Raw genomic sequence first — 23,319 nt, 5'->3', positions numbered from 1 at the left:
AGGCCCCTAGAGGAGCCTCGTTCAGCGCATGGGTGCTTTCGCCGGATGGTTACACCATCCTGCCCATGCGCCGTCCCACCACGATAAGTACGTTAAGATTTTTCATGGGCCGGAGTGTTAGCTACAAAAGCCCCAGCCGTCAACGCATATTGCAGGAAAAAATCCGCCCGGCCTTCTTTTATTACCCGAAAGGGCGTTTCGGCGAAATTTTCGAACGCACCCAGTACACATGTTGTTAAGCATAATCTTTTAACATGGCAGCCGCAGAAGCTGCCCGAACCACCGCGATCATCTGCAAGTACCGGGAAAAAATGTGAATAACGACCCGCTTCATAATGCGTCCCGCACGGACGAAAACGAACGTCGCGCCAGCCAGCAGCCGGCGAACCGAATGCTGGGTCGCGTCATCGCCTGTAACGGCGCGCACGCCACCATTGCCGCCGAAACGGAACCCGGCTCCACCGATGTGTCGCAGCTCTGGTCCGTCGGACGCCTGATTTCCATCGAGATGGGTACGAGCCGGGTCGCCGCACTGGTCTTTTCCATGCGCACCGGCGAGGACCATTGGGCAGCGGACAAGCCGAACAGGCTGCTGATCGACGTTGAACTCGTGGGTGAGGTCTATCGTACCGAAGACGGCAGTGAACGCTTTTCCACCGGCATCTCCCGTTACCCCTATCTCGGCGCGGTGGCGCATCGCATCCGCACCGGCGACCTCGTGAAGATTTACGACAGCGGCAAGCGCGATGCCTGCGTCGTCGGGAAGCTGACACAGGACGAAACCATCAACGCCAGCATCAGCATTCCGCAGATGCTCGCCAAACATTTCGCCGTCGTCGGCTCGACCGGCGTCGGCAAGACTACCGCCGTTTCGCTGCTGCTGAACAAGGCGATCGAGACCGATCCGAAGCTGCGTGTCCTTATTCTCGATCCGCACAATGAATTCGCCGCCGCCTTTCCCGATCATTCCGTCGTCATCGATACCGATACGCTCGACCTTCCCTTCTGGCTGATGCGTCTCGAAGAGTTCGCAGAAGTCATTTTCCGCGGCCGCAAGCCGGCGCCGGAAGAGATGGATGTTCTTCGCGATCTCATTCCGGAAGCGAAAAAGGCATTTCGCGGCACGGAAGGTTCCGCCGTTCGCCGCACCTCAGACAAGAGTGCGATCACGCCGGATACGCCTGTGCCATACCGCATGGCCGATCTTCTCGCCCTCATTGACGAGCGCATCGGCCGACTGGAAGGGCGCGGTGAAAAACCCGCATTGCGCACGCTGAAAGGCCGCATTCTCTCGGCCATCAACGATACGCGCTATAATTTCATGTTCTCCAGCAATACGATCAACGACAATATTCTGGAGACGGTCGCGCATATCTTCCGCATCCCGGGGGATGGCAAGCCGATTTCGGTTTTCCAGCTCTCCGGCATCCCCTCCGAAGTGGTGAATTCGGTGGTCTCGGTGCTCTGCCGCATGTCCTTCGAACTGGCGGTGCTGGCGCGCGGTTCGCTGCATATGCTCGTCGTCTGCGAAGAAGCGCATCGTTATGTCCCGGCCGACCCGGAGCGCGGCTTTTTCCCCACCCGGCAATCCATCGCCCAGATCGCCAAGGAAGGCCGTAAATACGGCATTTCACTCGGCGTCATCAGCCAACGCCCCAGCGAGTTGGACCAGACGATCCTCTCGCAATGCTCGACCGTGTTTGCCATGCGGCTCTCGAACGAGATCGACCAGAAGATCATTCTTTCCGCCGTGCCGAACGCATCGACCTCGACCACGAATTTTCTCTCGTCCATCGGCAATGGCGAAGCCATCGCTTTCGGCGAGGCCGTGAACGTGCCGATGCGCATGCGTTTCGACCGCGTGCCTACGGTCAAATTGCCGAAGGCAAGCGGCACCGCCAGCCACGCGAACCACGAAACACCCGATACGGTCGACCTGAACAGCATCGTCACCCGCATGCGCGCCGCAGCCAAGCCGGTCATCACCGGCTTCCAGCAGAGCGTCGAGGCGGCCTTTTCCGATCTGCCGGAGCCGGCAGCCCCAGGCCGGGCGACGGAGGAGATCGACAGCTGGAAGCGGGAACTGGGTCGGGAGCCGGGCACGGGCGCAACGGAGGGCTATGAACCCTACCGGCCGGACATGCTGCCCGGACGCGCACTCTCCGCCTCACCAAACCCGGCGCCAACCGACACCGCCTCCGGCGCCGTCAACGAATTGCGCAGGGCCGGTTTCCAGATGCAGGCGCAGAATGGCCCGCCACCTGGCGAGACACGCCCTTCGCTGCGCGAAAGCCTGCTGAAGAAGCCGCTCGGCAGCCTCTACCGCAAGGATTGAGCCCATTTACGGCTGGATACGCGTCCAGTCGTCGCCCATCTGGTTGCGGAACCAGGTCATCTGCCGTTTGGCATATTGACGGGTCGCGGCCGCCGATCTTTCGATCACCTCCGCCTCACTCATGCGTCCGGCCAGCATGTCGGCGATCTGGGCAACGCCGATTGCCTTCATCGCCGTTGCATCGGGTGCTAGATTGAGCGCGAGAAGCGCCTGCACCTCCTCCACCGCACCGCTTTCCATCATCGCTTCGAAACGGCGGTTGATGCGGTCATGCAGCACCGGCCTCTCCGGCAGCACGACAAATTTCTGCGCCCGCTCGGGATCGACGATCACCGGGCCGCTGGCACGCTGAAAATCGCGGATCGATTTTCCCGTCGCCTCGAGCACTTCCAGCGCCCGCACGATACGCTGGCCATCTCCCGGCTGCAGCGTCTCCGCCATGGACGGATCGCGGCTCACCAATTCGGCATGCAGCTTTGCCGCCCCCTCTTCGATCAGCCGGGCGCGCAGCCCCTCGCGGATGTCATCGGGAATGGCGGGCATGTCGGAAAGGCCACCGGTCAGCGCCTTGAAATAAAGCCCCGTGCCGCCAACGATGACCGGAAAGCGCCCCTCACCGCGCAGTTTCGAAAGCAGGCTGGAAATATCCCGCAGCCATTCGCCGGTTGAATAGGCGCTGCTGGCCGGCACATGGCCATAAAGACAGTGCGGCACACCCTGCATTTCGTCCTCGGAAGGCCGGGCGGTCAGTACCCGCAGCGTGTCGTAAACCTGCATGCTGTCGGCATTGATGACGACACCGTTCCGCTCCCGCGCCAGACGAAGCGCAAGCGCGGACTTGCCGCTTGCCGTCGGGCCGGTTATCAGGATCGCATCAAAATTCTGATCAAGGTTTTTCATCATGGCTCTCGTTGCCACGCTTATCGCCAATCCGTCAAATCCTGTTCTGACACCGGCCCTCGGCGAAGCCGCCGCAAAGGCCGTCAATGCATCGGGCCTTTATTGGCTGGCCGATGGCATAGCCTGCGATATCTCCCTGCCCTCCGGCACCGCAGCCGAACAGGCACGCAGCGCGATTGCAGCCACGCTTGCCGGACAACCCATCGATATCGTCATCCAGGAACAGGACCAACGGCGCAAGAAGCTGCTGATCGCCGACATGGATTCGACCATGATCGGCCAGGAATGCATCGATGAGCTGGCCGCCGAAGTCGGGCTGAAGGACAAGGTCTCCGCCATCACCGCCCGCGCCATGAATGGTGAGATCGCTTTCGAACCGGCTCTGCGCGAGCGCGTGGCGCTGCTGAAGGGCCTGCCGGTCTCCGTCATCGACGACGTCATCGAAAAGCGCATCACCCTCACACCGGGTGGCAAGGAGCTGATCGCCACCATGAAGGCAAAGGGTTATTACACGGCCCTCGTCTCCGGCGGTTTCACTGTCTTCACCGGCCGTGTCGCTGCGATGCTCGGTTTCGATGAGAACCGCGCCAATCTGCTCGGCGAAGCCAATGGCGCGCTTGACGGAACCGTTGCCGAACCCATCCTCGGCAAACAGGCCAAGGTGGACGCGCTGAACGACATCGCCACAACGCTCGGCATTTCGCCGGAAGAGGCAATGGCAGTGGGCGATGGCGCCAACGATCTCGGCATGCTGCATCTGGCCGGTGCCGGTGTTGCCCTTCACGCCAAGCCGGCCGTGGCCGCAGAAGCACAGATGCGCATCGACCATGGCGACCTGACCGCACTTCTTTACATTCAGGGTTATCGCAAGACGGATTTTGTCACTCCATGATCATCCGCGAAACACAGAGACTCATTCTGCGCGAGTGGAAGGAGAGCGACCGCGACCTGTTCCGCGAAATCAATGCGGACGAGAAGGTCATGGAATTTTTCCCCTTCCGCCGCAGCCATGCGGAAGCGGATGCGGTGCTGGAAACCATCAATGGCATGATCCGCGGCAGCGGTTACGGCTTTTATGCCATGGAACTGCGCGAGACCGGCGAAGTCATGGGGTTCTGCGGCATATCGCCCGTCTTGAACCTCGATCCGCCCTTCCCGATCGGCACCATGGAAATCGGCTGGCGGCTTGCCACCCGCTTCTGGGGTCATGGCTATGTCACCGAGGCCGCGCAATCGCTGCTCGTCATGGCTTTCGATGAAAAGGAGACGCCGGAGATCGTTTCCTTCGCCGTCCACAACAACCACCGTTCGACGGCGGTGATGGAACGCATCGGCCTGAAACGTGACCCTTCCCGTGATTTCGACCATCCGCGCGTACCGGAAGAGACGCACCCGCATCTGCGGCCGCACGTCACCTATGCGCTGACGCTGGAGGAATGGCGGGCGCGATAAGACGCCTGCCCGCCAGTTCCGAAAATCATTTCACCGCGGCATTGCCACCATCGGCAAACAATGCGGCACCGGCCACGAAGCTCGCCATCGGGCTGGCGAGAAAAAGCGCTGCCTGCGCAATTTCCTCCGGCTCAGCGATGCGTTTCATCGCATGCAGGCCGGCGGCCCATTCCTTCTGGGCCGCATCTCCGGCCATGGGAGTATCGACCCCGCCAGGCAGAAGCGCATTTGCGCGAATACCGCTGACGGCATAATCGGCGGTAATGCCTTTCACCAGCCCCATCAGCGCCGCTTTCGCCGTTCCATAAGCCGCCATGCCCGGTATGCCGACGCTGGTGCCAACAAAGCTTGACGTAAAGACAATGGAACCGCCACCCCGCGTCAGCATCGGCGGGATCTGGCAACGTGCGCCAAGAAAAGCGGAGGTGAGATTGGCGGTGAGCACATGCTCCCATTCCTCGGGCGAAATCTCCGCCAGCGGCTTCATGGCCCCCACCGCACCGGCATTGTTAACGGCGATATCAAGGCCACCGAAAACGCTCACGGCCGCATCCGCCAACCGAGAATGGGTTTCCGCCACAATGGCATCGCCCACAACCGTGTGGACACGGCCACCCGCCTCACGAATATCAGCCGCAACCTCCTGCAGCGCCTTTTCGCCACGCGCATTGATGACGACTGCCGCGCCTTGAGCGGCAAACAGCATCGCCGTCGCCCGGCCGATGCCGGATGACGCGCCGGTGATGATGGCAACCTTGTTTTCGAGTAATTTCATATCCTTGGCCTCCTTTGCTGGAGACCAAGGGATAAAGAGATAACAGGGCCGCGACCACCCGATTCCTGACGGATCGGGCGAAAAGCATTTATTCCAGCGGCAGCGCCACCACGCGCAGATTGCCCTGGGCATCCGCCACCATCATATGCGCATTCTTGCGGCCTTCGGATTTCAGGCCGTTCACACGCACCAGCACGTCGCCGGGAACTTCCATGAAATCCTGCCCGACCTCAACGATGACGTCGCCGGCCTTCATGCCCTTCTGTTCGGCGGGAGAACCGGTATCGACGCTTGCGACCAGCACGCCTTCCACGCTTTCGGCAATGCCTTTTTCCGCGCGCAGCTCATTGCTCAGCACCACGAGGTTCATGCCGAGCACGCTCTGCGGCGCTTCGCGCACTTCCGGCGTCTGGTCCTGCGCCTGATCGTCGCCACCGTCATTGTCTTCAGGGGCGACCACGCCACCATCGCCGTCTTCGCTCTGCTGATTCTCGGTCGAGGCCTTTTCGTCGGTCGTATCCTGCAATTGGCCGAGCTTGACCTTCACGGTCTCTTCCTTGCCATCGCGATAGACGACCACATCGACTTCCTTGCCGACCGGGCTTTCCGCCACGATGCGCAGGAGATCGCGCATTTCGTGAATATCCTTGCCGTCGAATTTCAACACGACATCGCCAGCCTGGATCGGGCCGTTCTCCACCGGTCCGCCCTTGGCCACGCCGGAGATCAGCGCACCCTTGGCGCTGTCCATGCCGAGGCTCGCGGCCACGTCATCGGTGACGGGCTGGACACGAACGCCGAGCCAGCCGCGACGGGTCTCACCGAATTCGATGAGCTGCTGCACGATATTCTGGGCAAGCTCCGTCGGCACGGCAAAACCGATACCGATCGAACCACCGCTCGGCGAAATGATCGCCGTATTGATGCCGATCACCTCGCCCTTCATGTTGAAGAGCGGGCCGCCGGAGTTGCCCTTGTTGATCGCCGCATCCGTCTGGATGAAATTGTCGTAGGGGCCGGCATTGATATTGCGTCCGCGCGCGGAAATGACACCCACGGTCAGCGAGCCGCCGAGCCCGAAGGGGTTACCGATCGCCATCACCCAGTCGCCGATGCGCATGCTGCGCGAATCGCCGAACTTGACGGCCTTCAGCGGCGTTTTCGGCTCCACCTTCAGGACGGAAAGATCGGTCTTGGTATCGGTGCCAACCAGCGTCGCCTTGAGCTTCGAGCCATTCGGGAAAATCACCTCGATGGCATCGGCACCCTCGATGACGTGGTTGTTGGTCACGACATAACCGGCCGGATCGATCACGAAACCTGACCCGAGCGAATTGACCTTCTCGCCACCTTCCGGCTTCTGGCTGTCGAAATAATCCTTGAAAAATTCCTGGAAGGGCGAGCCTTCCGGCAGCTTCGGCGGAACCGGGCCCTTGCCCTCGGTCTTGACGTTCTGCGAAGTGGAAATATTCACCACCGCATCAAGAAGCGGCTCGGCAAGATCGGCCACCGATTCCGGCCCATGGCTCTGCGCTCTTGCCGCAACCGGCGCCGAAAGGCTGCCCGCCACAAGCGCAATGCCCGCAACTGCGGCAATGCTGCTGCGAAAAGGCGAAAGAAGGGTCACGGCCATAAGCGTCCTCGCGTTTCAAATCGTCATGCCCTGCATATATCGTCAAAGCATAAGGCGGAATGATGAAGTGTAAAAATACCTTTTCGTGAACAGGCGGGCGGGCGCTCATCCATTGCTGAAGCTTTGGCACGAAAACGGAGTAAAAAGAAAGGGCCGGTAAAAACCGGCCCCTTCAAAATCATTCGATCCGTTATCAGTTCGCCGGCGCCGGCTTAGGCGCAGCCGGAGCCGCACCGTCGATATTGTTGAAATAACGGAAGAAGGTCGAATCCGGGGACAGGACCAGCGTCGTGCCGTTGCCGTTCAGCGCATTGGCATAAGCAGACATGGAGCGATAGAACTCGAAGAAGTTCGGATCGCGCTGGAAAGCCTCACCGAACACCTTGTTGCGCTCGGCATCGCCTTCACCGCGCAGAACTTCGGACTGACGGCGGGCGTCGGATTCCAGTTCCACGACCTGACGGTCGGCGATGGCGCGGCGGCGCTGTGCCTCTTCGTTACCACGGGCGCGGATCAGTTCGGCCTCGGCCAGACGTTCCGACTTCATGCGTTCGAAGGTCTGCTGCGAGACTTCCTGCGTGAGGTCGGTGCGGCGGATGCGGACATCGACGATGCTGATGCCGAGCGATTCCGCATCGGGACGCAGATCGTCACGCACTTCCTGCATCATCGATGCACGCGCATCCGAAAGTGCCGATTCGAAGCCGCGCAGACCGTAGACCCGGCGCAGCGATGCGTCGAGACGGGTGCGCAGGCGCGATTCCGCCGACATCTGGTCACCCGAGACCGTCTGCCGGAAGCGGCGTGCATCCGTGATGCGATAGACCACGAAGGCATCGACCTCATAGAACTTGCCGCCGGACACCTGAACACGAATATTGTCGTGATCGAAGCGCAGCGCCCGGTTCTCGATATATTGGACCCGGTCGGCATCCATGAATGCGAAGGGCAGCTTGAAATAGAGGCCCGGCGCGGTTTTCACATCCTGGATTTCACCGAAGCGGACAACGATGGCCTGCTGGCGCTCGTTGACGACGAAAATCGAGGAATAGGCGAAGAAAAACACGAGGGCGAGACCGATGAGAACGGCCGTAAGACGGTTGTTCATATCAGTTGCCTCCCTGCTGTGCTGCGCCCGGATTGTTGCGCATGATCTCGTTCAGAGGCAGATAAGGCACCACGCCCTGTTTCTCATCGATGATGATCTTGTTGGAACCCTTCAGAACCTGCTCCATCGTTTCCAGGAACATGCGCTGACGGGTCACATCCGGCGCCGTGCGATACTGGTCATAGATGGAAATGAAGCGCTGCGCCTCACCCTGTGCCTCGTTGACGACGCGCGACTTGTAGGCGTTCGCTTCTTCGAGGATCTGCGCGGCCTGACCGCGTGCGGCACCGAGCTTCTGGTTGGCGTATTGGTTGGCTTCCTGAACGAATCGGTCTTCGTCCTGTTCAGCACGCTGCACTTCGTCGAAGGCGTCGGCCACTTCGCGCGGCGGTGCCGCATCTTCGATGGCCACGGCATTGATGGAAATGCCGGCGCCATAACCGTCCATGGTGGACTGAATGATGGCGCGCACATCCGCCGCAATCGCCTGACGGTTATCGCGGAAGATATCCTGCGCCGGACGACGGCCGACGACTTCGCGCATGGCGCTTTCGGAAACCTGCTGCAGGGTTTCTGCCGGGCTGTCGACGTTGAAGAGATAGGATTTCGGATCGGAAACCGTATAGAGCACCGAGAACTGCACATTGACGATGTTCTGGTCGCCCGTCAGCATCACGCCGCTCGAAGAAGAGGACGAAGCGCGCGAGCCGATATTCTGCTGCTGCTCGGTGACCTTGACGATTTCAACCGTCTCGATCGGCCACAGATGGAAATGCAGGCCGGGCATCGAGATTTCGTCCTTCGGACGGCCGAAACGCAGCTCGACGCCGCGCTCGTCCGGCTGGACGGTATAGATGGACTGGATGCCGAGGAAAACCAGTACGACGAGAACCACGATGGCAACCGCGCCGCCATTGAAGCCGCCGGGCAGCACATTCTTGAAACGGTCCTGGCTGCGCCGGATGATCTCTTCCAGATCGGGCGGGCCGCCATTGCCGCCGCCACCGCCGCGAGGCCGGTTAGGCCCCTGCCCCCACGGGCCGCCACCGCCGCCCTGATTGTTTCCGCCACCGCCGCCGCCCCAAGGGCCGCCGCCGCCATTCTGATTGCTCCAGGGCATCAATACCTCTTTATAAAAGCCTCTCCCGGCCCCGTTCGAAAGCGATTGCTCGCGTGCGGCGGGAATATCGACCCGTTATAGGAAGGAGAAGCGCCCGTTTCAACGCAGAGGTGGTAACTAAATACCCAATCAGGGTAAATAGTTCACTTTGACGCGGCTCTTCTCACATAAGTGGTGAACAGAACCGGATAATTATCCTTTTCCCCTGCGGGAGCGGGGATTTCCTCGGTTTTCTCAAAAACGGCAGGATCGATTTCCGGGAAAAAAGTGTCGCCGTCGAGTTTTACGGCCACATGGGTGACGGAAAGTTGATCGGCAAAGGGCATGGCCTGACGGTAAATCTCGCCGCCACCGGCGACGAAAACCTCGTCAACGCCCAGTTCCGCAGCCTTCGTTTTTGCAAGCTTCAGGGCCTCGTCCAGCGACGAGACGACATCCACGCCTTCGGGCCGATAGTCGGGATTGCGGCTGACGATGATATGCGGGCGGCCCGGAAGGGGGCGCTCGCCGACGGAGAGAAACGTCTTGCGGCCCATGATGAGCGGCTTGCCCATCGTCACCGCCTTGAAGCGCTTCAGATCGGTGGAGAGCTTCCACGGCATGTCGAGATCGCGGCCGATGACGCCGTTTTCAGAGACCGCAACGATGAGGGTGACGCGTGGCTCGCTCATACCGCGATCGGCGCCTTGATGGATGAATCGGCTTCGTAGTTTTCCAGCGTAAAGTCCTCGAACTTAAAGGCAAAAAGGTCCTTCACATCCGGGTTGAGGCGCATGGTCGGCAGGGCCTTTGGCGTGCGCGTCATCTGCAGCCGCGCCTGTTCGAAATGGTTGGCATAGATATGCGCATCGCCCAGCGTATGAACGAAATCGCCGGGCTTCAGGCCCACCACCTGCGCCACCATCAGCGTCAGCAGCGCGTAGGAGGCGATGTTGAAGGGCACGCCGAGGAAAATATCGGCCGAGCGCTGGTAAAGCTGGCAGGAGAGCTTGCCGTCCGAAACATAGAACTGGAACAGGCAATGGCACGGCGGCAGCGCCATCTCATCCACCAGCGCCGGGTTCCAGGCCGAAACGATGTGGCGGCGGGAATTGGGATTGGTTTTAAGCGCCTCGATCAGAAGCGCGATCTGGTCGATATGGCGGCCGTCCGGTGCCGGCCAGGAGCGCCATTGCGCACCATAGACCGGGCCGAGATTACCGTTCTCATCGGCCCATTCATCCCAGATGGAAACGCCATTTTCCTTGAGATAGGCGATATTGGTGTCGCCCTTCAGGAACCACAGCAGCTCATGGATGATGGAGCGCAGATGCAGCTTCTTGGTGGTGAGAACCGGAAAGCCTTCGGAAAGGTCGAAACGCATCTGGTAACCGAAGACCGAGCGCGTGCCGGTGCCGGTGCGGTCTCCGCGGTCGGAGCCGGTTTCCATCACATGCCGGAGAAGATCGAGATATTGTTTCATGCGTTCTGCCGCCGATTCTCAAAGCACCGGCCCGAAAACCGAATCGATTTTCGGAAAGCACGATGAATTTCCTCACGAAACTGGAGCGTTACGCGTCCGCAGGGATACACAACGCTCCAGAAGTTCAGGGAATATAATAGCACAGGGCGGCAGAACCAATCACCTATTGCGGGCTATCCCCGGCTCAAATCAAAGCGACTGGAGCTTACCCAGTTCCTTGGCGACCAGATAATAAAAGGTCACGCGCGACTTGGAGCGGTCGGCGGCCATGGCTTTTGCGACGGCGTCGATCGCCTGATCGGCTGTACCATCGGTCACGCCGAGCTTCTTGCCGCACCAGCTCGCCTTGACACGTGCAAGCTCTTCCGGATCGGAAGCGGACACCAGCGATGAATCCCGGTTGCGCAAGGCAATGCCGAGATGCTTGACGATCTTGCCAACAACGGCTTCATCGGCTGCTGCATCGTATTTCTTCACATCTGCGAGATAGTCGGTCATGTCCACTCCTTCGTGTGTCCCCGGCCCGGTGTTGCTTCTGGTGACCGGTTGCAGGGAGAATGGGACAGCAATCCCTCGTCGTCAAGAATAGTCTAAATTGCAGGCTGCAATCACGAAACCTTTTCATGGAATTGTCATCGCCCCCCTTTTCTCAGGCGGCCGAAACGCCTATATGAGCCTTGCCGGGGCAACCCGGCTATGGCGATAAACGGTCGGTGTAATAAACCTATTGGACCCGGGGGCGGTACCCGGCGCCTCCACCAAAAACCGGCGGCTTCTTCAAAACAGGCCGGCTTTTGATGGGGGCGAAATAGGATCGACAAGGGCGTAAAGATCGAACTTTTGCTCGGCATGATACCGCCGTTATCGGGTCACAAGTGTAGTTGCAAACGACAACAACGCTAAGGAATATGCTCTCGCTGCCTAATGGCGGTGCGGGAATTCCGCTCTAAAGTCCTTACGGTTAGCCCCGTAAGGCGGGGTTCGGAGGTACCTGGCAACAGAAACCTCCACCTTCTCCATTTTGCCTGAATTGATTATATGATAGCTGACTTGCGGACGGCGTCGGCTTTTCCGTTGCTGCCGTTCGGGACATTGCGTATACTTGGCCAACGCGCAGGCATCGGCATCGGGATTGATCCCGGCTTGAGGATTGCGCGAAGATTCAAAGTGTTACAGCGTCCTTGGCGCGCAAGCCGCGCCGTGCATGAAAAGACGTTCGAATAAGGGAAAGACAGGACCGCATGGGGCAGGATCATATCCGTTACGACATTCTCGCACAGGATGCCCTTCGCGGCGTTATTCGCAAGGTTTTGGGTGAAGTGGCCGCAACCGGCCGCCTGCCCGGCGACCACCACTTCTTCATTACCTTTTTGACCGGCGCACCGGGCGTGCGGATTTCCCAGCACCTCAAGGCGAAATATGCCGAGCAGATGACGATTGTTATCCAGCATCAGTTCTGGGATCTGAAGGTGACGGAAATCGGCTTCGAAATCGGCCTGTCCTTCTCCGATACGCCGGAAAAGCTGGTTATTCCCTATAACGCCATTCGCGGTTTCTACGATCCTTCCGTCAATTTCGAACTTGAGTTCGATGTGCCCCTGGCGGACGAAGAAGAGTTGGAAGACGCCGAAATCACCGCCTACCCCGTGTCCCAGGAAGCAAAGCCCGCTTCCGAGACGCCCAAATCCGGCGAGGAAAAGAAGGAAGGCTCCGTCGTTTCGCTGGATGCCTTCCGCAAGAAGCAGTAACGGCCTGCCTGACCGCAAGACCCGAGGAGACATATCCCCATGGCGGCCGATATCGTCAATCTGCGTCAGTTTCGGAAACAGAAAGCCCGTAGCGAAAAAGAAAAACAGGCGGAACAGAACCGCCTGTCCTTCGGCCGCACCAAGGCGGAAAAAAACCTCACCTCTGCCCTGAATGAAAAAGCCGAAAAAGCGCTCGATCGGGGACGGCTCGAAAAAGGCGATGACAGGACCGACGGCGACTGACGATCCGCCCCGCCGGGTGAGGCTGCCGATGCACCCTGAAGAGAATCGCAAAACAGGGGTTTGCCGGCGAAATATGCGTGAGATTTCCAGCCGGAGACCAGTCTGATGATCCGCAAGCACTCCGCGACCCTGCACGGCCACCGCACCAGCATTTCGCTGGAGGATGCGTTCTGGGACGAGCTGAAAATCATCGCGGAAAGGCGCAAGATCAGTTTCGCCGCACTGCTGGCCGAAATTGACGACAACCGCCCGGCCGACAGCAATCTGTCCTCATCCCTGCGGGTTTATGTGTTGAACTGGCTGAAAAGCCGCTGACACTGGCCGGCACACCCCACGACATCATCCCGCTGCCATGCGCAACCGATCACAATCTGCGATGCGCGGCGCCCGCCCCGCCATCCGCGACTACAAATATTCCTGCCAAAAACTCGTAACGCCGTGAAAGTATTCATTAAACATTGGCGGCCTAATCTGCGCTGCAAGGCATTCCCGTATTGCGTAGCCTTGCTTTCAAGCGGTATTTCGGACCCCTCATTCCCCGACCCGTCACGAGACAAATCGGCGGCTTCCGCCGTCCGGGGAACGCACAACAGGTGTGCTGATCCGCATCCGCCATAGGGGGCGGGTGTTTCGGAGCTGAAAGTACGGATTACCTCTTCGCTCTTGATGTGACCTGCCAATCGGACGCAACGAACCATTCCGGATTAAGGGAATGGTTCCACCCTTCAGCAAGCTGAGAATGGTCTCCTCCGCCCAGCCCTTGTTACTGCTGAGCCGGAGCGTTTTCCGGCGCCAGTTGCCGGATCGCGTTTTCCGTCGGCGGCACCACCAGGGCCGGCATGGACTGCCGCTCGGGTGCCGGCTGCTGTCCCTGTTCCTGCTGCTGTTGCTGCTGCAACCGCTCCTGCTGTTCCTTTTCCTGGCGCAGACGCTCTTCGGCCGCAGCCTTCAAACGTGCCTCTTCTTCGGCCTTGGCCTTGGCTTCCGCCTCGGCCCGTTCCTTCTCGGCCTGCCGCTCGGCTGCCTGGGAGCGATAAAGCGCGACTTCGCGGCGCAGGCGCTGCTTTTCAAGAACGCTGGCCTGCATGGCCTCCACCCGGCGGCGTTCCTTTTCGAATGCCCGGAGCGACAGGTAATTGCTGAGCGCCGAAACATCGGTCGTCAAAGCCGGCGCGGCAAGCGGACCGTTGTAATTCAGACGCACCGACGGTTCAGCGCCGGCAACCGTTTCAGTACCGGGATTAAACAGGAGATTGAGGTCGCCATTCACAGTCGAGGCCGCAAGATCGACCGTCGCATCGGCGGTCAGCGTCAACGGATCGATCCCCGCACGCAAATTCTGGAAATGAAGCGCACCGCCATTCAGCGAGAACGGCAGCGCCACATCGCCGAGCGCTATTTCACCCTGCCAAAGGCTCTGGTCGACCAGCGGGCGCACCTTGGGTGCATCGATCGGCTGCTGCAAGCCATCCGCCGCCTGCAGCACCGGCGTCAGGGCACCGGGATTGAGCCCCTTCAGCACCAGCCCGGCTGCCCGGATTTCACCCGAACCGCCGGCAGATTTCAGCATTTCACCGACACTTTTGCCGGTCGATTCGGCCGTGAGATCAATGGCGACCCGGCCTGTCGCAACCGGCCCGTTGGCATTCGCCCACAGGATCGGCTCCGGATTGGCGTCGGCCACCGCGATCTTGGTGCGGAAAATACCGGCGCCTTCGCCGGTGGACATGGCAAGCCGCCCCGTCAATGTGCCGCCCATGAAGGTGCCGGCAACATCGTCCAGCGCGAGACTGCCCGAATCATGCGTGACCTTGGCCGAAACACCCGTAACCGTTCCGAAGGGGCCTGCCTCGAAGCTTTCCGCTTTCAAGGCAAGCGAAGCCTTGAGCTGCGGGAAAGCGGCCATGGCCAGAGGCTTGGCGTTGAGCGCACCGGTTTCCGGATCGATCACCGGGCCGTAGATCGCATCCCCGAGCCAGGCGAGGTCGACCGTTCTGACCGCAAGATCGCCGTCGACGGGATAGGGCGCGGCACGCTGGAACGTCAGATTGCCCGAGAAGGGATTGCCGCCCGCCTGCCCGCCTATGGAGGAAAGGGCGATCTTTTGCCCATCCACCGCCACTTTCGCATTGGCCTTCAACGCCATGCCGCCGCCGAGTTGCGGCAGGCCAATGGCGTTCATGATGATATATGGTTCGATATCCGCGCTTTCGAGCGCCACATCGGCGCTGCCCTCGCCAAAATTGGCGGCCGAAACGGCGAAGGAACCATTCATCGAAAAATGCGTGCGTTCCGTCGAAAAGCGGAGTTCGGTCTGGGCCGGTGAACCAAGCGTGCCGTTGAGCTTGACGGATAAAAGCCCCTCGCCATCCGCATCGAAGGGTAGCGGATCAAGCCCCGCCTGCCCGAACAGGATGGCCGTCGACTGGTTTTTCAGCACCGCTTCCAGCGACATGGCCGTATCGTCCGTGATCGACAGGAAATCCGGCATCTTGGCAACGGCCGACAGGCGGCTGCCATTGACCGTGCCGGAGACGGCGACATTGGCGCCGCCGTTTTCGCTGTTCACCGAAACATCCACCGCAAGGTCGGAATTGGCGTACCAGGGCGCGCTCGCCGCCAGACGGCTGAGGAACGGATGGTTCGGCAATTTCTGCTGCAGCATGGTGAAGAACGGCTGCATATCCGCCGCGTGCAGGTTCACCGTGCCCTTGCCGGCATATTTCAGCAGCGAACCCTGCAATTGGCCCCTCGCCCGCACCTCCGCGCCGGCAATGTCGCCGGCGGTCATGTTTTCAAGCGAGAGAATGCCGCCCGCCATGGTGAAGGCGGTCTCGACGTGATTGGCGGTCACCCCGGACATGTTGAACCGGTCGGCCTTGAATTTCGCGGTGATGCGATGGTCGAGGACCGAACTTCCGACCTGATCGCCAAGCGCCAGGCTGCCGAGCGCCTTCAGCGCATCGAGATCGATTTCGTTGCCGGCAAGATCGATGGAAAGATTGGAGGTCTTGCCGTCGGAGCGCCGCTCCAGCTCACCCTTCAGCGACGCGTCGCCGATGGCAAGCTCCAGATTATCGAAACGCTGGTTGAGCGTCGTCAGCGAGACATCGGCGGAAAAACCGGCGGCATTGAGCTGCCGGATCGCCGGATCGACGGAACCGGAAAGCCAGTTCGCCAGACCCGAGGGCTGATTGGAGGCGAGAAGCAGATTGCCGTTGAAAGCGGGGCCGCCGAGCAGCGTCAGCGATCCCTTGGCTTCGAGCTGCGTCCTGCCGGGCAATGTGGCCACGGCATTCACCACCTGCCAGCCAGTCCCCTCCGGGCGCACATCCAGCCTGATATCGCGGATGGTCGTGTCGTCGGAAACGAGTGCGGGAAGGCTGATGCTTGCCTTGCCCGGCACCGGCGGAACGGGAATGCGGGCCACCATGGCGGCGAAGGCTTCGATGCGCTGGCGTACCGAGACGGTGGGCTGGCGCGAAGTCTTGCCCGCCTGCACGACGGGCGGCGCGAAGCGGGCGACATCGATCTGCTGGCCGTCGGCCGTCAGCAGGAATTCCGGCTTCGCGCCGGTGTCCAGCGTTGCCTCGCCGGTCACGACATAGGGATTTTCGCTGCCGCCGAGTTCCATGCGGTAGCTCGGTATGCGCACGCTTTCATTGGTCAGTTCGAAACTGCCGCGGGTGCGCGGCGAGGAAAAGAGCGATTGCCCGGCCTGCTGCTTCTGCTTTTCATCCTCACGGAAACTGAAAGAGAAGGAGCCACTATAGGCGGGCTTTCCCGCTGTCGCGGCAATCGCGCCATCGAGATCGACCTCGACCGGATGTTCATCCGGCACCACGCGAACCCGGAGCCCCATGCGACCGGCGGCATAATCCGGCTCGCTGCTGGAGAGCGAGAATGAGCCCGGATGCCCGTCGACGGCAGCACGCCCTTCCGCTTTCCACGGTCCGGCCAGCGAATTGGCGGACATGTCGGCATTGAGACCCGTCACGACACGGTTGCGACCGGATTGCTCGTCGATGAATTCGATCTGCCCGCCTTCGATCTGCACGCTTTCCAGAACCACGGTGCGGGCGGGAATTTCAGCGCGGCTGCCGCGCATCCAGTCCAGCGTGCCGTCCTTCAGCAGCCGGATCTTGGCCTTGGGCTCCTCGATACGCATGTCGAAGATGCGCGCTTCGCCCGAAAGGAACGGCGCAAGCTCGGCATCCATGGAAAAACGGGCGACCTGAATGAGCGGCGATCCATCCGCATCGGTTCCGGCGCGCACATCATGCAGCGTCACCGACGGGAAAGGCAGGATACGGGCCTCGACACGGCCATGCACCACCACCTTCTTGCCCAGAATGCGGCTGGCCTGGTCCTCGAAATCGCGTCGGAAATCCGTCCAGTCGACAAAATAGGGAATGAGCAGCGCCGAAAACAGCACCACGGCCAGCAGTCCGCCCAGAAAAACCAGAATACGCCCGAGCACTGACCTGCATCTCCCTTCGCGAACGCAGCAAACCTATTCTTTTCTGCCTTAACGGCAAGCAGCCTTTTGTACCAATCAAATATGAGAATGATCAGACAAGACGGAACAATTTGCCCGGATTGAAGATGTTATCCGGATCGAGCGACGTTTTGATGGCACGCATCACGTCGAGCGCATTTCCCGCCTCTTCGGCCAGAAAACTCATCTTGCCCTGGCCGATGCCATGTTCGCCGGTGCAGGTGCCGTCCATGGCGATGGCGCGGCGGTTGAGACGGGCGACGAAGGCTTCGGTTTTCGCGACACTTTCGGCATCCTTGCCGTCGAAAAGGATAAGGACATGGAAATTACCGTCGCCCGCATGGCCAACGATCGGCGCGAGAAAGCCGTTTTCCTGAATATCCCGCTGCGTTTCCACCACGCAATCCGCAAGCCGCGAAATCGGCACGCAGACATCGGTGGAAAGCCCGTCGAGATGCGGGGCGAGTGCGCGCGAGGCCCAATAGGCGTCATGCCGCGCTTTCCAGAGCTTGTTGCGCTCGGCCGCATCGCTCGTCCAGCGAAAATCGACACCGCCGCATTCGGCCGCAATCTCGGCGAATTGCTGCGATTGCAGCGCCGCCGTCTCCTCCGTGCCGTGGAATTCCACGAAGAGCGTCGGTTTTTCCGCGTAGTTCAGGCCGGAATAGGCGTTGCAGGCGCGCACCTGCACCTCGTCAAGCAATTCGATACGGGCAACCGGAACGCCCATCTGGATCGTCATAATGACGGCATCGCAGGCCGCCTTGATACTGTCGAACGTGCAGACGCCGCCGGCGATCTTTTCCGGAATGCCCTGCAGGCGCAACGTCACCGAAGTGATGACGCCGAGCGTACCCTCGGCACCGACAAAAAGCCGGGTCAGGTCGTAACCGGCGGATGACTTGCGGGCACGCCGCGCCGTGCGGATTTCCTCGCCATTGGCGACAACGGCAGTAACGGCCAGCACATTGTCCTTCATCGTGCCGTAACGCACGGCATTGGTGCCGGAAGCCCGCGTCGAGGCCATGCCGCCGATGGAGGCATTGGCGCCGGGATCGATCGGAAAGAACAGGCCGGTATCGCGCAGATAGACATTGAGGTCCTCGCGCGTCACGCCCGGCTCCACCGTCACGTCAAGATCTTCGGCATTCACCTCAATGATGCGATTCATCCGGCTGAAATCGATGCAGATTCCGCCATTCGGCGCATTGACCTGCCCTTCCAGCGAAGACCCCGTGCCGAAGGGAATGACCGGCACCCTGTACTGCGCGCAAGCCGTGACCACGGCTTTCACATCATCGGCGCTTTCGGCAAAGACAACGCCATCAGGCGCCTGCAGGGTCAGGTAGGTGGTGGTGTGCCCGTGCTGCTCGCGAAACGCCTGTCCGGTCTGGAGCCTGTCACCAAGCTGCTGCTTCAGCACGGCAAGCACTGAGGCTATGCCCTCTTCGTTCCGCTCACCCGCCACCACATCTTTCAGCGCCATCATGCATCTCCACCGCAACATTCACCCGTAACGGATTCGATCCGTTGCGAAATTTCGTCAGGTGGTATGGGATAAGGTTAACGCTTTGTCCAGCATCGCGATTGCGCCGGATACGGTTTGGCGAAAACCCCATTCTATTCCGCAGCGAGCAGCGGCTTGTCTTCCTCCAGCGCCTTGCGGCGGGCGGCGAGTTCCAGTTCGCGGTGCAGGTGAATTTCCTCATCCGCCTGCGGTTTGGCGAAGCGGGCGATCAGCAGATAGGAGACCGGGGTGATGTAAAGCGTCACCAGCGTCGCGAAGCCGAGGCCGCCGACGATGACCCAGCCGAGCGCGATGCGCGCTTCCGCACCCGCCCCCTGCGCCAGCACCAGCGGCACGCCGCCCAGAATGGTGGCGATCATCGTCATCATGACAGGGCGCAGGCGGATACTGGTGGCCTTTTCGATCGCCTCGCGCACGGTCGCGCCCTGATCACGCAGATGGTTGGCGAACTCAACAATGAGAATGCCGTTTTTGGCCATGACGCCAACAAGCAGCACAAGCCCGATCTGGCTATAGACGTTGAGGCTCGATCCGGTAACCAGCAGCGCGATGACCGCGCAGGCAAGGCCGAGCGGCACCGTGGTCATGATGATGACCGAACTCAGAACACTTTCGAACTGGGCGGCCAGCACGAGGAAGATGATGGCGATGGCGAAACCGAAGGTCAGCAGCATGCCGCTGGAATTTTCCTCGAGCGTCGCGGCCTCGCCGAGCGGCAGCAGGCGGGCGCCCGGCGGCAGGACCGACTGCGACAGCTCATTGACCTTCTGCAACGCCTCGCCGAGCGAAACACCGTCCTTCAGGTTGGCGGTGAAGCCGACGGAGGGAAGCTGCTGTTCACGATTGAGCTGCGGCGCGACCGCATTTTCCTTCAGCGTCGCGATGACCGACATCGGCACGATCTTGCCGTCGCCCGTTTTCAGGAAGACGTTTTCAAGATCGGTCGGATCATTGATCGGCCGGGTGGAGGACAGGAGCCTGACCGGGATCGCATCACCATCCACGAAGACATCCACGATCGAGCGCCCTTCCAGAAGCGATTGCATGGCGCGCGACAGGCCGGTGATGTCGATGCCGAGATCGGAAGCGCGCTCGCGGTCGATGGAGACGGAAAGCTGCGCCTGGTTGGGCTCGTTATCGAAACGCGGCGTATCGAACAGGCCGCTCTCCTCCATGGAAAGCAGCAGTTTCTGCGTCGCGGCGGTCAGCGCTCCATAGTTGCTGCCGACCATTGCCATATGCAGCCCGTTGCCGGCACCGCGAATGCGCAAGCTGTTCGGCTGCGCTGCGTTGCCACGCAGCGCCGGCACCTTGTTGGCGGCGGAGGTGACATCGGCGGCAATCTGGTTCTGCGTGCGCTCGCGATCCGCCCAGGGGGCGAGCGTCAGCACCATGAAACCGGTATTGGACGAACCATTCATGCCGGTGATGGAGTAGATATTGCGGATTTCACCGCTGTCGCGCAGCGGCTGCAGGTTTTCCTCGATCCGCTGCAACTGGTCGCGCGTATATTCGAGGCTGACACCCTGCGGCGCGGTGATGCGCATCATGATCGAGGCGCGGTCCTCGCGCGGCGTCAGCTCGTTCTGGATCATGCCGAAGGCGATCCACGACAGGCCCGAAAAGATCAGCGCAACGACGATAACGATCAGCGGATTGTTGAGGCAGGCGGCAAGGGTCGTCTTGTAGGTGGAGGCAAAGACATTGCCGAACCATGCGAGCGGTCCTGTCGGTTCCTTCAGCCCCTGCTTCAACATGCGCGAGGCAAGCATCGGGCAGAGCGTCAGCGCCACGATCGAGGACAAGCCCACGGCGAAGGCGAGCACGAAGCCGAATTCGCGGAACAGACCGCCAAGCTGACCCGGCAGGAAGGAGAGCGGAATGAAGACGGCGGCTAGTGTGGCCGTCGTGGCGATGACGGCGAAGAAGACTTCCTGGGTGCCGAGAACCGCGGCGGCGCGCGGCCCCATGCCTTCCGCCCGGCGGCGCACGATATTTTCCAGAACCACGATGGCATCATCGACAACGAGACCCGTCGCCAGAACGATGGCGAGCAACGTCAGAATATTGACCGAGAAGCCGACCATGTAGATGGCGACGATGGTGCCGATCAGCGCCACCGGCATGGTGATTGCCGGAATGAGGGTGGCGCGCCAGTCACGCAGGAACAGATAAAGCACGACGACAACGATGATCGCCGAAAGACCGAGCGCCAGCTCCACTTCGTGCAGCGCGCCCTCGATAAAGACGGCATCGTCGCTGGTGACGACGACCTGCGTGCCTTTCGGCAGATTGGCCGTCATGGTGTCGACGACCGCTTTCACGCCGGTGGAAATATTGAGCGTGTTGGATTGCGCCTGGCGGATGATACCGAGACCGACGCCCTGCACGCCATTGGAGCGCAGCGAGGTGGATTCATCGTCCGCACCCAGCATGACGGTCGCCACGTCGCGAAGGCGGATATTGTTCTTGATGAGAAGGTTGGAGAAATCTTCCGGCTTCGTCAGCCTGGCCGTGGCGCGCACGACGATGTCCTGCGTCGTGCTTTTCAGCGATCCTGCCGGCACGTCCAGTGCGGCGCTGGCGAGCGCGTTGGAAACATCGGTCACCGTCAAACCACGGCTGGCGAGCGCAGCCTGGTTGAGATCGACGCGAAAAACCTTTTCCTGATCGCCGTAAAGCTCCACATCGGCAACGCCATCGACGGCGGCCAGGCGGTCGATGATTTCGTCATCCACCAGCTTGGTCAGATCCTCCATGCTGAGCGTGGACGAGGTGACGGCAAGGCGCATGATCGGCTGGCTGTCGGAATCCGCCTTGATGATTTGCGGTTCGTCGGCATCGTCCGGCAACTGGTCGGCGATGCGGCCGATGGCGTCGCGCACATCGTTCGCGGCCACGGCCATGTCGACATTGTCGCCGAATTCCATCGTCACGCGGCTGGTTCCGAATTGCGAATTGGACGCAATGGATTTGACACCGCTGACGCGGGCGACAGCGCCTTCGATGGTCTGCGTCACCTCCTGATCGATGGTTTCCGGAGCCGCCCCGTCATAGGTGGTTCTGACGCTGATCGATGGCCGGTCGACATCCGGCAATTCACGCACTTCAACGCCCACCAGCGCGGCAAGGCCGGCAACGACCAGCAGCGTGTTGAGAACCGCTGCCAGTATGGGCCGGCGCACGAAGAGTGCGGTGAAGGCGAGCTTCGAATCCTGACCGGAAGGCGGCTGCGTCGTCATTGGCTGGCAACCTCCTCCGATTTCGGCTGATTGCCGACACGGACCGCGCCGCCTTCCCTGACGCGCTGCAGGCCCTCGATCACCACCGGCTCGCCTTCCGCCAGCTCGGCCTTGACGAGAACCGCATCGGGATTGCGCTGCACGATCTGCACCCGCACCTTGTTCGAGCGGTTGTCGACGACGCGCCAGACATAGGCCCCTTCCGCATCCCATTGCACGGCGAGCGGATCGACCGAGGCATAGGTCTCCCCGGCAAAACGCATGGTAACACCGAAGGACATGCCGGCCCTGAGCTCGTCCTTCTCATTGCCGAACTTCGCCCGGATGCGGATGGTGCGGCTTGCCTCATCGACGCGGTTGTCGATTGCCTCGACCTCGCCCCTGAAGGTCTCGCCGGGGCGGGAAATGGAGGTCGCCTCCACCGACATGCCGAGTTTGATCGCAGTCACGAACCGTTCGGGCGCCCAGAAATTAACGAGAATCTCGGAGCGGTCGTCGATGCTGACGATGGTTGATTGTGTGGTGACGTTGTCGCCGATATTGGCGGCGACGATACCGGCCACGCCTTCGATGGGCGCGACGATATCGCGGCGCCTGAGGTTGAGTTCGGCGGTGCTCAGCGCAAGCTTGGCGGCCTCTTCGGCAATCTGTGCATCCAGCACATCGAGGCGGGAGACGGATTTCAGGTTCTTGTAGGAGTTGGATTTTTCAACGGCGCTGCGCAGCGAGACCTGCGCCTTGTCGCGCTCGATCACCTGCTCCTCGTCATCCAGCCGGGCGAGCACCTGCCCCTTCACGACGCGTGCGCCGGACGATGTGCGGATTTCCGAAAGCGTGCCGGAGGTCTGCGGCATGACGACGACCGACTGGATCGCCTCGCCATTGCCGATGGCATTCAGCCTGTCGTTGACCGTGCCTGTCTTTACCGGAGCGGTGACCACCAGCGTGGCATTGCCGTTACGGCGGTTGCCGCCGGCATTCTGGCCCGACGATGCGGGTGTCCCCGCGCCGGATGCGGCGAGTTCAATAGCACCGGCAGGCGTTTTGCCGAGCCCCATGCCGGCAAGCAGATTGCGGCCTTCGGACGAATAAACGCCCCAAAGACAGAGACCCGCCCCTACCACGGCAAGACTGACACCCACCTGTTTCCAGACCCGCATATATTTCTCCGGTCGATCATCGCAGCACAAAGCCGCCCCTGAAGCACTCACTTCGGAACATGCGCAGTATTCCCGCTCGTCTGAAACGAGGCAACGCACAAATCCGTTTCTTACG

18 protein-coding genes and 1 other RNA gene are annotated in these 23,319 nt (G+C 60.8%); 7 read left to right on the top strand and 12 right to left on the bottom strand.

Annotation, left to right across the window (positions count from 1 at the left end):
* Positions 1-313: 313 nt before the first annotated feature.
* Entirely contained in the window at positions 314-2,335 is a 2,022-nt protein-coding gene (locus tag O3S81_RS02575; RefSeq protein WP_269340746.1) for an ATP-binding protein, read from the top strand.
* A gap of 6 nt (positions 2,336-2,341) precedes the next feature.
* Here O3S81_RS02575 and miaA read toward each other — a convergent pair whose 3' ends face one another.
* Positions 2,342-3,238 (bottom strand): tRNA (adenosine(37)-N6)-dimethylallyltransferase MiaA, encoded by an 897-nt coding sequence (miaA, locus tag O3S81_RS02570; RefSeq protein WP_269340744.1) that lies wholly within the window; start codon positions 3,236-3,238, stop codon positions 2,342-2,344.
* Here miaA and serB point away from each other — a divergent pair.
* Positions 3,237-4,127: a phosphoserine phosphatase SerB gene (serB, locus tag O3S81_RS02565; RefSeq protein WP_269340742.1), complete on the top strand. Its 891-nt coding sequence runs from the start codon at positions 3,237-3,239 to the stop codon at positions 4,125-4,127. The two genes, miaA and serB, sit on opposite strands and share 2 nt — an antisense overlap.
* A complete protein-coding gene (locus O3S81_RS02560) occupies positions 4,124-4,687 on the top strand; it encodes a GNAT family N-acetyltransferase (RefSeq protein ID WP_269340741.1) in 564 nt (187 codons plus the stop codon). The genes serB and O3S81_RS02560 overlap by 4 nt, the downstream gene beginning before the upstream one ends.
* A 25-nt stretch (positions 4,688-4,712) precedes the next feature.
* Here the strand turns inward: O3S81_RS02560 and O3S81_RS02555 are convergent, their stop codons facing one another.
* The 7 genes from O3S81_RS02555 to O3S81_RS02525 form a co-directional block, all read right to left on the bottom strand.
* Complete coding sequence (locus O3S81_RS02555) at positions 4,713-5,462, bottom strand: SDR family oxidoreductase (protein ID WP_269340740.1); 750 nt, start codon at positions 5,460-5,462, stop codon at positions 4,713-4,715.
* Positions 5,463-5,550: 88 nt separating this feature from the next.
* Positions 5,551-7,095, bottom strand: a complete 1,545-nt coding sequence (locus tag O3S81_RS02550; protein WP_269340739.1) for a Do family serine endopeptidase — start codon at positions 7,093-7,095, stop codon at positions 5,551-5,553.
* A gap of 193 nt (positions 7,096-7,288) precedes the next feature.
* On the bottom strand, positions 7,289-8,203 hold the full coding sequence (hflC, locus tag O3S81_RS02545; protein ID WP_269340738.1) for a protease modulator HflC: 915 nt from the start codon (positions 8,201-8,203) through the stop codon (positions 7,289-7,291).
* Position 8,204: 1 nt separating this feature from the next.
* A complete protein-coding gene (gene hflK / locus O3S81_RS02540) occupies positions 8,205-9,323 on the bottom strand; it encodes an FtsH protease activity modulator HflK (RefSeq protein ID WP_269340737.1) in 1,119 nt (372 codons plus the stop codon).
* A gap of 143 nt (positions 9,324-9,466) precedes the next feature.
* Positions 9,467-9,994 carry a dihydrofolate reductase gene (locus O3S81_RS02535; RefSeq protein WP_269340735.1) on the bottom strand — a complete coding sequence of 176 codons (528 nt, stop codon included), beginning with the start codon at positions 9,992-9,994 and terminating at the stop codon, positions 9,467-9,469.
* On the bottom strand, positions 9,991-10,785 hold the full coding sequence (locus O3S81_RS02530) for a thymidylate synthase (protein ID WP_269340734.1): 795 nt from the start codon (positions 10,783-10,785) through the stop codon (positions 9,991-9,993). The genes O3S81_RS02535 and O3S81_RS02530 overlap by 4 nt, the downstream gene beginning before the upstream one ends.
* A gap of 189 nt (positions 10,786-10,974) precedes the next feature.
* Positions 10,975-11,283 carry a DUF2853 family protein gene (locus O3S81_RS02525; RefSeq protein ID WP_003522365.1) on the bottom strand — a complete coding sequence of 103 codons (309 nt, stop codon included), beginning with the start codon at positions 11,281-11,283 and terminating at the stop codon, positions 10,975-10,977.
* 142 nt (positions 11,284-11,425) lie between these two features.
* Here O3S81_RS02525 and ssrA point away from each other — a divergent pair.
* The 4 genes from ssrA (at position 11,426) to O3S81_RS02505 (ending at position 13,091) form a co-directional block, all read left to right on the top strand.
* Positions 11,426-11,797, top strand: a transfer-messenger RNA (tmRNA) gene (gene ssrA / locus O3S81_RS02520).
* Between the two features lie 229 nt (positions 11,798-12,026).
* Positions 12,027-12,533, top strand: coding sequence for an SspB family protein (locus O3S81_RS02515; protein ID WP_269340732.1), 507 nt, complete (start codon positions 12,027-12,029; stop codon positions 12,531-12,533).
* Between the two features lie 39 nt (positions 12,534-12,572).
* Positions 12,573-12,776 carry a DUF4169 family protein gene (locus O3S81_RS02510; RefSeq protein ID WP_269340731.1) on the top strand — a complete coding sequence of 68 codons (204 nt, stop codon included), beginning with the start codon at positions 12,573-12,575 and terminating at the stop codon, positions 12,774-12,776.
* A 105-nt stretch (positions 12,777-12,881) separates the two neighbouring features.
* Positions 12,882-13,091, top strand: coding sequence for a ribbon-helix-helix domain-containing protein (locus O3S81_RS02505; protein WP_269340730.1), 210 nt, complete (start codon positions 12,882-12,884; stop codon positions 13,089-13,091).
* A gap of 448 nt (positions 13,092-13,539) precedes the next feature.
* On the opposite strand, the gene O3S81_RS02500 is transcribed toward O3S81_RS02505, so the two are convergent.
* From O3S81_RS02500 to O3S81_RS02485, 4 genes are all read right to left on the bottom strand, one after another.
* On the bottom strand, positions 13,540-17,256 hold the full coding sequence (locus tag O3S81_RS02500; protein WP_269340729.1) for an AsmA family protein: 3,717 nt from the start codon (positions 17,254-17,256) through the stop codon (positions 13,540-13,542).
* A gap of 91 nt (positions 17,257-17,347) precedes the next feature.
* Positions 17,348-18,760 carry an FAD-binding oxidoreductase gene (locus O3S81_RS02495; RefSeq protein WP_269340727.1) on the bottom strand — a complete coding sequence of 471 codons (1,413 nt, stop codon included), beginning with the start codon at positions 18,758-18,760 and terminating at the stop codon, positions 17,348-17,350.
* Between the two features lie 134 nt (positions 18,761-18,894).
* Entirely contained in the window at positions 18,895-22,044 is a 3,150-nt protein-coding gene (locus tag O3S81_RS02490; RefSeq protein WP_269340726.1) for an efflux RND transporter permease subunit, read from the bottom strand.
* Positions 22,041-23,204, bottom strand: coding sequence for an efflux RND transporter periplasmic adaptor subunit (locus O3S81_RS02485; protein WP_269340725.1), 1,164 nt, complete (start codon positions 23,202-23,204; stop codon positions 22,041-22,043). The genes O3S81_RS02490 and O3S81_RS02485 overlap by 4 nt, the downstream gene beginning before the upstream one ends.
* Positions 23,205-23,319 lie beyond the last annotated feature (115 nt).

Source organism: Agrobacterium sp. SOY23, from assembly GCF_027212525.1.
GTDB lineage: Bacteria > Pseudomonadota > Alphaproteobacteria > Rhizobiales > Rhizobiaceae > Agrobacterium > Agrobacterium tumefaciens_I.
The sequence above is the reverse complement of the archived record's forward strand: the minus strand, read 5'-3'. Positions and strand labels throughout refer to the sequence as shown.